Consider the following 8,646-nt stretch of genomic DNA (forward strand, 5'->3'; position numbering starts at 1 on the left):
CCCTACTCCCCTACTCCCCTATTCCCCTACCTCGCATTTTCGGGGTTACATCAGTCAAAACTCTTCCCTATAAGGCCCTCCTAGCCTGATACCAGAATCGCGAGCACAACCGGCCGGGTCTTCCCGTCCCGGTTTTTTGTGCAAGCCGCCCGCCGAACGGACCTTTGACATGCCAAGACGCACTGACATCAAGTCGATCCTGATCATCGGGGCCGGCCCCATCGTCATCGGCCAGGCCTGCGAGTTCGACTATTCCGGCACGCAGGCCTGCAAGGCGCTGAAGGAGGAAGGCTTCCGCGTCATCCTGGTCAATTCCAACCCGGCCACCATCATGACCGACCCGGAACTGGCCGACGCCACCTATATCGAGCCGATCACGCCTGAAGTGGTGGCCAAGATCATCGCCAAGGAGCGGCCCGACGCGCTGCTGCCGACCATGGGCGGCCAGACCGCGCTCAACACCGCTCTGTCGCTGCGCCGCATGGGCGTGCTCGAGCGCTACAATGTCGAGATGATCGGCGCCGACGCTACCGCCATCGACAAGGCCGAGGACCGCGCGCTGTTTCGCGAGGCGATGAAGAAGATCGGCCTGGAAACGCCGAAGTCGATGCTGGCCAACGCCACCGACGTCAAGAACACCGACCGCAAGACGCATGAGGCCGAGCGCGCGGCGCTCAAGGCCGAGAAGCCGGCCGATCTCGACGCCGCGCTCGATGCGCTGGAAACCCGCTGGAACCTCGGCGAAGGCGACCGCAAGCAGCGCTATATCAGCCATGGCATGGCGATCGCCGCCCAGGCGCTCGACCATGTCGGCCTGCCGGCCATCATCCGCCCGTCCTTCACCATGGGCGGCACCGGCGGCGGCATCGCCTACAACCGCGCCGAATTCTACGAGATCGTCCAGTCCGGCCTCGACGCCTCGCCGACCACCGAAGTGCTGATCGAGGAGAGCGTGCTCGGCTGGAAGGAGTATGAGATGGAGGTCGTCCGCGACAGAGCGGACAATTGCATCATCGTCTGCTCGATCGAGAACATCGACCCGATGGGCGTGCATACGGGCGATTCGATCACCGTCGCCCCGGCGCTGACGCTGACCGACAAAGAATACCAGATGATGCGCAACGCCTCGATCGCCGTGCTGCGCGAGATCGGCGTCGAGACCGGCGGTTCCAACGTGCAGTTCGCCGTCAACCCGGCCGATGGCCGCCTGGTGGTGATCGAGATGAACCCGCGCGTCTCGCGCTCGTCGGCACTTGCCTCCAAGGCGACCGGCTTCCCGATCGCCAAGATCGCGGCAAAACTCGCCGTCGGCTACACGCTGGACGAGCTGGAGAACGACATCACCGGCGGCGCGACGCCAGCCTCGTTCGAACCGAGCATCGACTACGTCGTCACGAAGATCCCGCGCTTTGCCTTCGAGAAATTCCCCGGCGCCGAGCCGGTGCTGACCACCGCCATGAAGTCGGTCGGCGAAGTCATGGCCATCGGCCGCACCTTCCAGGAATCGCTGCAGAAGGCGCTGCGTGGACTTGAAACCGGCCTGACTGGTCTGGACGAGATCGAGATTCCCGGTCTCAGCCATGGGGGCCTCGGTTCCGCCAACCATGCCGACGACCGCAACGCCATCCGCGCAGCGCTCGGCACGCCGACGCCCGATCGGCTGCGCATGGTGGCGCAGGCGATCCGCATGGGCACCTCGTTGGAGGACGTGCACGCCATGTGCAAGATCGACCCGTGGTTCCTCGAACAGATCGCCGGCATCGTCGCCATGGAAGCCCGCATCCGCGAGCACGGCATTCCCGAGGATGCCGTCAACCTGCGCATGCTGAAGGCCATGGGTTTCTCCGATGCCCGCCTCGCGTCGCTGACGAAGACCGACGCCGAAGTGATTCAGAAAGCTCGCGAAAAGCTCGACGTTCATCCTGTTTATAAACGCATCGACACTTGTGCGGCCGAGTTCGCCTCGCCCACCGCCTACATGTACTCGACCTATGAAGTGCCGTTCGCCGGCGCGCTGGCCAACGAGGCGCAGGTCTCGTCGCGCAAGAAGGTCGTCATCCTCGGCGGCGGGCCGAACCGCATCGGCCAGGGCATCGAGTTCGACTATTGCTGCTGCCACGCCGCCTTCGCGCTGCGCGACGCCGGCTATGAAGCGATCATGATCAACTGTAACCCGGAGACGGTCTCGACCGACTACGACACCTCGGACCGGCTCTATTTCGAGCCGCTGACGGCCGAAGACGTGCTGGAGATCCTGCGCGCCGAGCAGGCCTCGGGCGAGCTGGTCGGCGTCATCGTCCAGTTCGGCGGCCAGACGCCGCTGAAGCTGGCGGATGCGCTGGAGAAGGCCGGCATCCCCATCCTCGGCACCTCGCCCGACATGATCGATCTCGCCGAAGACCGCGACCGCTTCCAGAAGCTGCTGCACAAGCTCAACCTGAGCCAGCCGAAGAACGGCATCGCCTATTCGGTCGAGCAGGCCCGCCTGGTCGCCGGCGAGCTCGGCTTCCCGCTGGTGGTGCGCCCGTCCTATGTGCTCGGCGGCCGCGCCATGCAGATCATCCATGACGAGGGCATGCTGCAGACCTACCTGCTCGACACCGTGCCCGGCCTGGTGCCGGAGGACATCAAGCAGAAATACCCCAACGACAAGACCGGCCAGATCAACACGCTGCTGGGCAAAAACCCGCTGCTGTTCGACACCTATCTCTCCGGCGCCATCGAGGTCGATGTCGACTGCCTCTGCGACGGCAAGGCGACCTTCGTCTCCGGCATTCTGGAACACATCGAGGAGGCCGGCATCCATTCGGGCGACAGTGCCTGCTCGCTGCCGGTGCACTCGCTGCCTTCCGAACTGGTCGACGAACTGGAGCGCCAGACGGCAGCCCTTGCCCGCGCGCTCAATGTCGGCGGGCTGATGAACGTGCAGTATGCGATCAAGGACGGCACGGTCTATGTGCTGGAGGTCAACCCGCGCGCATCGCGCACCGTGCCCTTCGTCGCCAAGACCATCGGCCGGCCAATTGCCAAGATTGCCGCCCGCATCATGGCCGGCGAGAAGTTGGAAGACGCCTTCGCCCATTACGGCGCCATGCCCGACCCCAGGAACCCCGGCCACATCGCGGTCAAGGAAGCCGTGTTCCCCTTCGCCCGCTTCCCCGGCGTCGACATATTGCTCGGCCCGGAAATGCGCTCGACCGGCGAGGTCATGGGCCTCGACCGCGATTTCGCGCTGGCCTTCGCCAAGAGCCAGCTCGGCGCCGGCGTCGACCTGCCGCGCTCCGGCACGCTGTTCGTCTCGGTGCGCGACGAGGACAAGAAAGGCATCCTGCCGGCGGTGAAGCGCCTGGCCGGCCTCGGCTTCAAGGTGCTGGCCACCTCAGGCACCGCCCGCTTCCTCGCCGAAAACGGCGTCGACGCCCAGAAGATCAACAAAGTGCTGGAAGGCCGCCCCCACATCGAAGACGCCATCCGCAACCGCCAGGTGCAGATCGTCTTCAACACCACGGACGGCCAGAAGGCAGTGTCGGACTCGAAGTCGCTGCGGCGGGCGACGCTGATGCAGAAGGTGCCGTATTATACGACGCTATCGGGCGCGGCTGCGGTGGCGGAAGCGATTGCGGCACTGAAGGCGGGGAGCCTCGAGGTCAGGCCGCTGCAGGAGTATTTTGCGTAAGGATTGGTGAACTGCTGTCGGCAGTTCTCGCTTTCAAATTGCTCGCCGCAGCCAAATGATATCCGGATTATACCAGCATCTAAAATAGTGCACTCCGACGGTTAGTAAAGGGTCGGATACAGTAGACAGCCCCCGAGACGTCACGTACGCTAACAGCCAAAAGGCGGGGGGACCAAAAAATGAATCCAGTAATTCGCGCTCAAGTCAAGGATTACGCAAAATCCACGAGCATCGAGTCGGCAAGTCTTAGTGATCAATTCGAAATTTACTCGATATTTGCGACTCTAATCGGTCTGTTGGCCGAGTCCGCAGATGCCAACGATGTCCATTTGACAGGCACGGAGTTCGGTCTCGACGGAGTCGCAATATTAATACAAGGGGAAGTAGTAAAAACACGGATCGAAGCAGAAGATAAGCTCGCCGCGATCAAAAATCCATCGATTGAGTTTGTTTTCTTTCAGTCGAAAACTAGCCCAAGTTACGACTACGGTGACATTTCCAAATTTTTCGATGCTATAACCAGCTTTTTTGATGGCGATTTGCGAGATGAAAGCCCCCAATTGTCGGACTTAACCGAGGCGATGCTCGCGGTATATGAAGGTGTAGTTGGAAAGAAAAATCCTTCGCTAAAAGCGTTCTACATCGCAACCGGAAATTACGAGGAACCTCGGCGCATTGAGTCTTTGAAGAATACATTCACTCGTCAAATGTCTGAAAAAAACATGTTTGACAGAGACAACCTTGACGTAAGTATCGTTGGAGCTCTTCAGCTACAACAATGGTACCGAGCCGCCACAACATCTGTCGAAGCAGAAATTGAATTTACAAAAGCAGTCGTTATGCCAAAAAATAAGAATGTGGACGAGGCATACGTTGGATATCTCGAGGCCAAACAACTAGTTAAGCTATTTACTTTGTTTGACGATAAATTTAACGCAATCGGCATCAATAAATCGGTTTTCGTTGACAATATTAGAGACTACGATCAAAGATCTAAGATTAACCAAGAAATAAAGGTCTCAGTACTTGAGAGCGGTGGTGATGATTTTGCTTTTAGGAATAACGGCGTTACAGTTGTGTCGAAAAGTATAGACCGCACTGGAGATCGATTCCATCTTGAGGACTATCAAATAGTAAATGGGTGTCAAACGAGCAATATTATATACGAATTGATCTTTGGGGAAAGCAAAGGGGCAGCTGAAGATCTAAATCTAATTGACCATATTGCAGTGCCATTCCGCCTGATTGGGTCGAAGAACGATGACTTCGTCGCATCGATCATTATTGGAACGAATAGGCAGAACCCGGTGAAGGAAGAACAATTCTGGGCGCTGAGGCCATTTTTAAAGAGCCTCGAAGAATACGCCAGATCGGTTGAGCCGGAAGAGATCATATATCTTGAACGGCGCGAAAACCAATATCGTGGCCAGCAGGTCGAGCGCGTTAGGATAATTCAGCCATCTTCGATGATGAAGGCCCTGGCTGCCGCGATTTTCTTCCAGCCCAATCGTGCAGCTCGCGACTATCGGGGAATCATGTCGGAGTATGATAGCAAGATATTTAAGGATGATCATGATGTTAGGATCTATCATGCCTGCTGTTATCTCTACTACCGAATTGAGTTCCTCTGGAGAAACCAGCGTATAGATAATAAATATAAGACGTTCCGATTTTATATCATATGTGCCGTCGGTTTAATTGTGACCCGAGGCAGAGACGTCTTTTCCATGAAAAAATCGGAAATAGAAAAAGTAGCGCAGAATATTATTGCATTGAGCAAGAATGAAGAGGCGCTCAAGGCGGTGGTTTATAGAAGCTCAGCGATATTAGACGACAAACTTAAGCAGTTTGGGACGCAGTCCCAGGAGAGGGTTCGGGACGCCATCCGATCAGAGTCGGTTTCTAACGAATTTAGAGAGATGATCCTGACCCAAGACATTCCTGAGGTGAAAAACTACGTTTCATAAGAGGCTGGCGAGTCGTCATGCTCGTTCCTATACTCTCATCACGCCACCGCCACACACTCGATCTCGATATCGAACTCCATCGGCCACGACGCCACCGGCACAAAACTCCGCGCCGGCGGATTGACGCTGAAATACCTGGCATAAACACGGTTGATGGCGTTGTAGAAGCCGGAATTGACGGCGTAGATACGCACCATCACCACATTGTCGAGCGAAGTGCCGGCCGCTTCCAGGCAATGTTTCAGCGCCTTCAGCGACGCCTCGGTCTGCACCTCGATGTCGCCGCGCACCATCTCGCCGGTCACCATATCCACCGGCGGCGTCGCCGAGATGAACACGAAGCCGTTGGCCTTGACCGCTGTCGAGCAGGGAAGGCCGAGCGCCCGCACCTTGGCGGACATGACCGGCACTTCGATGATTTCTTTTTTCATGGCAGTTCTCCCTGAGTTGCAGGGAGCTTATCCCGGCACGGGCGGAACGCCAGCGCCGTTCTTCCCTTCTCCCCTTGTGGGAGAAGGTGGATCGGCGCGATAGCGCCGAGACGGATGAGGGGTGTTCCAGCGGAGTGAGACGTCGGCGTTCCCTGGAACACCCCTCATCCGTCGCCTTCGGCGACACCTTCTCCCACAGGGGGAGAAGGAAGATGCGGCGCTAGAGAAATCCGATGAACCGTCCGGCGAAAAGCACGGACGTCCACAGCAGTATCGAGAGCACAGCCAGGATGGTGCTGCCGGCCAGATCGTCACCACCTCTGGCGAAGCGCAGGAAGGTGAAAAAATTGACGCCGGCGAGAAGGATGAGTGCCATCTTGGCGAGGAAAACCGGCATCGCCGCATAGGTGCTCGCCTTGACCGAAAACAGCAGCGAGCCTGTGACGAGCGCACCCGCGAATGCACTTAATGCAATGCGGCGCAGCAGCGCGACGAATGCGGCTTGCGGCAGCGAACGGAAAGCGCCGCAGATCCTGAGGTCCATGAGAACGACGCTGGTCAACAGCGCGCCGATCGACATGATGTGGAGCGCATTGACTATGGGATAGGCGACGAAGGAAGCCTTCAGCCACCGCGCCAACGCAAGATGCTCAATGCCGGCGAGGAACTCGGCCATTTACGCCGGCGGCACGCGGTCGGGATAGACATCATATGTCTTGCCGTTGACGATGACGCGCACCGCTTTCATGCGCTTTTCGGTCGCCTCGAGCGAGCGGTTGCCGATCGCGGTCACCTCGTCGCCGACCTTGGCCACCTCCTCCGTGAAGCCGGCGGCGATCGTGCGTGATGGCGGCGCCATCTCCACCCGCCAGGCCTCACCCTCCGCGTCGACATCCAGCGTGGCGTGCGGATTGCCGATATAGATGGCCGTGATCTTGCCCTTGAGTTCGAAAAACCCATCCTGTGTCCACGACCAGCCGTGATGGGCATAGGCCGCGGTGCCGGCGGCAAGCATCACGGCCGCCGTCAGCGCGACGCTGCGAATTGCCTTGAACTGCATCGCTCGTCTCCTCGGTTCATCCCGCAGGCACTTGAGAGTAGGACACGGCGCGGCAACGTCAAATCATATCGAGCGAAAGACTGGACCGCCAAGCGCCCGCCCAATCGCCGGCATGACGCCTTGTTAATGACACCCATGCGCGCCACTCTCTCTTTCCTGGCCGTTCTTCCCCTGGGCTGAAGATCGGACTCCCATCGGAAACGAGGCGAACCATGAGCAGCATGAGAGACCGTCAGGAAGGCTTCGAAAAGAAGTTTGCGATGGACGAGGAAACGAAGTTCAGGGCCATGGCGCGCCGCAACAAGCTGCTCGGCCTGTGGGCCGCCGAAAAGCTCGGCAAATCCGGTGCTGACGCCGACGCCTATGCCAAGGAGGTCGTGCACGCGGATTTCGAAGAGGCAGGCGACAACGATGTGTTCCGCAAGGTCCGCGCCGACTTCGACGCGGCGGGCATCGCCCAGTCGGATGGCCAGATACGCACCGCCATGGAAGAGCTGCTGGTGACCGCGGTCGAGCAGATCAGGTCGACCTGAGCGCCGCTCAGCCTTGATCGGTATAGGGCGTGCCGTGCTTAAGGCACAGGGCCATATTGTGGTGTTGGTTGGCCAAGCGGGCTGGCTTCCATCGTAGCGCTCTACGGCGCCCCCCTCTGTCCTGCCGGGCAGGACAGAGGGGGGCGCCATAGTGAACCGCCCTCACCCCTGATGCGCGGCGGCCAGTTCCTTCACGTGTTTTTCGTGCATCTGCAGCGTCGGCAGGGTTTTCTTGGCGAATTCCTTCATTGCCGGGTCGTCGCCGGATTTCGCATAGCCGCTGAACAGCGCGACGGCTTCCTTATGAGCGTTGGTCTGCATCTCGATGTATTTGGCCTGGAATTGATCGCCGCTGGCGCTCTTCAGCTCATCGAGCATCTTCTGCTCCTTGGGCTGCAGGGCCGGACCGGACGGTGCGGTGGCCGAGGTTGTCTGGCCCTGGGCAAGCGCCGCCTTGAATTCCTCGCCGGCCTTGGTGTGATCGGCGATCATCTGTTTGGCGAACGCCTTGACGTCGGCGTCGGTCGCCTGTTGCTCGGCGAGCTTGCTGGACTGGATCTCGAACTCATTGGCGCTCGGCACCGTCTTGATGAAGGTCGAAGTGTCGACCTTCGTCGTGGCGGCGAGCGGCGTGGTCGTGGCGGTCGTGTTCGACTGGGCAAAGGCCGGCGCGCCGGCAAGCAATGCTGCTGCGGGCAGAATGGTAAGCGTCTTCATGGCATGTCTCCGGTTGGAATTGTCCCTCGGACAATCCAACGTCGCTTGGGCACTCCGGTTGCAGATCATGAGGAAGAAGCCTGCGCGTATCGCCTCGATTACCCGAACCGCGGCGGCTGGCCACAACTGCCTTCAGTGGCAGCAAGCTTCGCCATATTGCAGCTGCTCGTTCCAGTTCGGGCGACCTTCCGGCGTGAAATCCATCAGATTCCACAGCGTTTCGCAGGTGCCGAGGCCATGCGGATCCTGACCGGGCTCCGTC

The 8,646-nt window shown here is 59.2% G+C and carries 7 protein-coding genes; 3 read left to right on the forward strand and 4 right to left on the reverse strand.

Features of this window, described 5'->3' with window-relative positions; genetic code table 11:
* Positions 1-169: 169 nt before the first annotated feature.
* On the forward strand, positions 170-3,676 hold the full coding sequence (carB, locus tag ENZ74_RS12765; protein WP_027162088.1) for a carbamoyl-phosphate synthase large subunit: 3,507 nt from the start codon (positions 170-172) through the stop codon (positions 3,674-3,676).
* Positions 3,677-3,855: 179 nt separating this feature from the next.
* Positions 3,856-5,643, forward strand: coding sequence for an AIPR family protein (locus ENZ74_RS12770; protein ID WP_063168793.1), 1,788 nt, complete (start codon positions 3,856-3,858; stop codon positions 5,641-5,643).
* 38 nt (positions 5,644-5,681) lie between these two features.
* On the opposite strand, the gene ENZ74_RS12775 is transcribed toward ENZ74_RS12770, so the two are convergent.
* The 3 genes from ENZ74_RS12775 to ENZ74_RS12785 form a co-directional block, all read right to left on the reverse strand.
* Positions 5,682-6,074: a RidA family protein gene (locus ENZ74_RS12775; protein WP_027039300.1), complete on the reverse strand. Its 393-nt coding sequence runs from the start codon at positions 6,072-6,074 to the stop codon at positions 5,682-5,684.
* Between the two features lie 220 nt (positions 6,075-6,294).
* On the reverse strand, positions 6,295-6,750 hold the full coding sequence (locus tag ENZ74_RS12780; protein WP_063168794.1) for a hypothetical protein: 456 nt from the start codon (positions 6,748-6,750) through the stop codon (positions 6,295-6,297).
* On the reverse strand, positions 6,751-7,134 hold the full coding sequence (locus tag ENZ74_RS12785; protein WP_063168795.1) for a DUF6152 family protein: 384 nt from the start codon (positions 7,132-7,134) through the stop codon (positions 6,751-6,753).
* Positions 7,135-7,346: 212 nt separating this feature from the next.
* On the opposite strand from ENZ74_RS12785, the gene ENZ74_RS12790 reads away from it, so the two are divergent.
* Positions 7,347-7,667, forward strand: a complete 321-nt coding sequence (locus ENZ74_RS12790; RefSeq protein ID WP_063168796.1) for a DUF1476 domain-containing protein — start codon at positions 7,347-7,349, stop codon at positions 7,665-7,667.
* 162 nt (positions 7,668-7,829) lie between these two features.
* Here the strand turns inward: ENZ74_RS12790 and ENZ74_RS12795 are convergent, their stop codons facing one another.
* The gene (locus tag ENZ74_RS12795) at positions 7,830-8,384 is read right to left on the reverse strand and encodes a DUF4142 domain-containing protein (RefSeq protein ID WP_127312798.1); all 555 of its coding nucleotides are present in this window, start codon (positions 8,382-8,384) and stop codon (positions 7,830-7,832) included.
* Between the last annotated feature and the right edge of the window lie 262 nt (positions 8,385-8,646).

The organism is Mesorhizobium sp. M7A.F.Ca.CA.002.15.2.1 (genome assembly GCF_003998715.1).
In the GTDB taxonomy this organism is placed as follows: domain Bacteria; phylum Pseudomonadota; class Alphaproteobacteria; order Rhizobiales; family Rhizobiaceae; genus Mesorhizobium; species Mesorhizobium ciceri.

Coding starts and splice junctions, on each gene's coding strand:
- carB (WP_027162088.1), top strand. CDS start 170: ATGCCAAGACGCACTGACATCAAGTCGATCCTGATCATCGGGGCCGGC.
- ENZ74_RS12770 (WP_063168793.1), top strand. CDS start 3,856: ATGAATCCAGTAATTCGCGCTCAAGTCAAGGATTACGCAAAATCCACG.
- ENZ74_RS12775 (WP_027039300.1), bottom strand. CDS start 6,074: ATGAAAAAAGAAATCATCGAAGTGCCGGTCATGTCCGCCAAGGTGCGG.
- ENZ74_RS12780 (WP_063168794.1), bottom strand. CDS start 6,750: ATGGCCGAGTTCCTCGCCGGCATTGAGCATCTTGCGTTGGCGCGGTGG.
- ENZ74_RS12785 (WP_063168795.1), bottom strand. CDS start 7,134: ATGCAGTTCAAGGCAATTCGCAGCGTCGCGCTGACGGCGGCCGTGATG.
- ENZ74_RS12790 (WP_063168796.1), top strand. CDS start 7,347: ATGAGCAGCATGAGAGACCGTCAGGAAGGCTTCGAAAAGAAGTTTGCG.
- ENZ74_RS12795 (WP_127312798.1), bottom strand. CDS start 8,384: ATGAAGACGCTTACCATTCTGCCCGCAGCAGCATTGCTTGCCGGCGCG.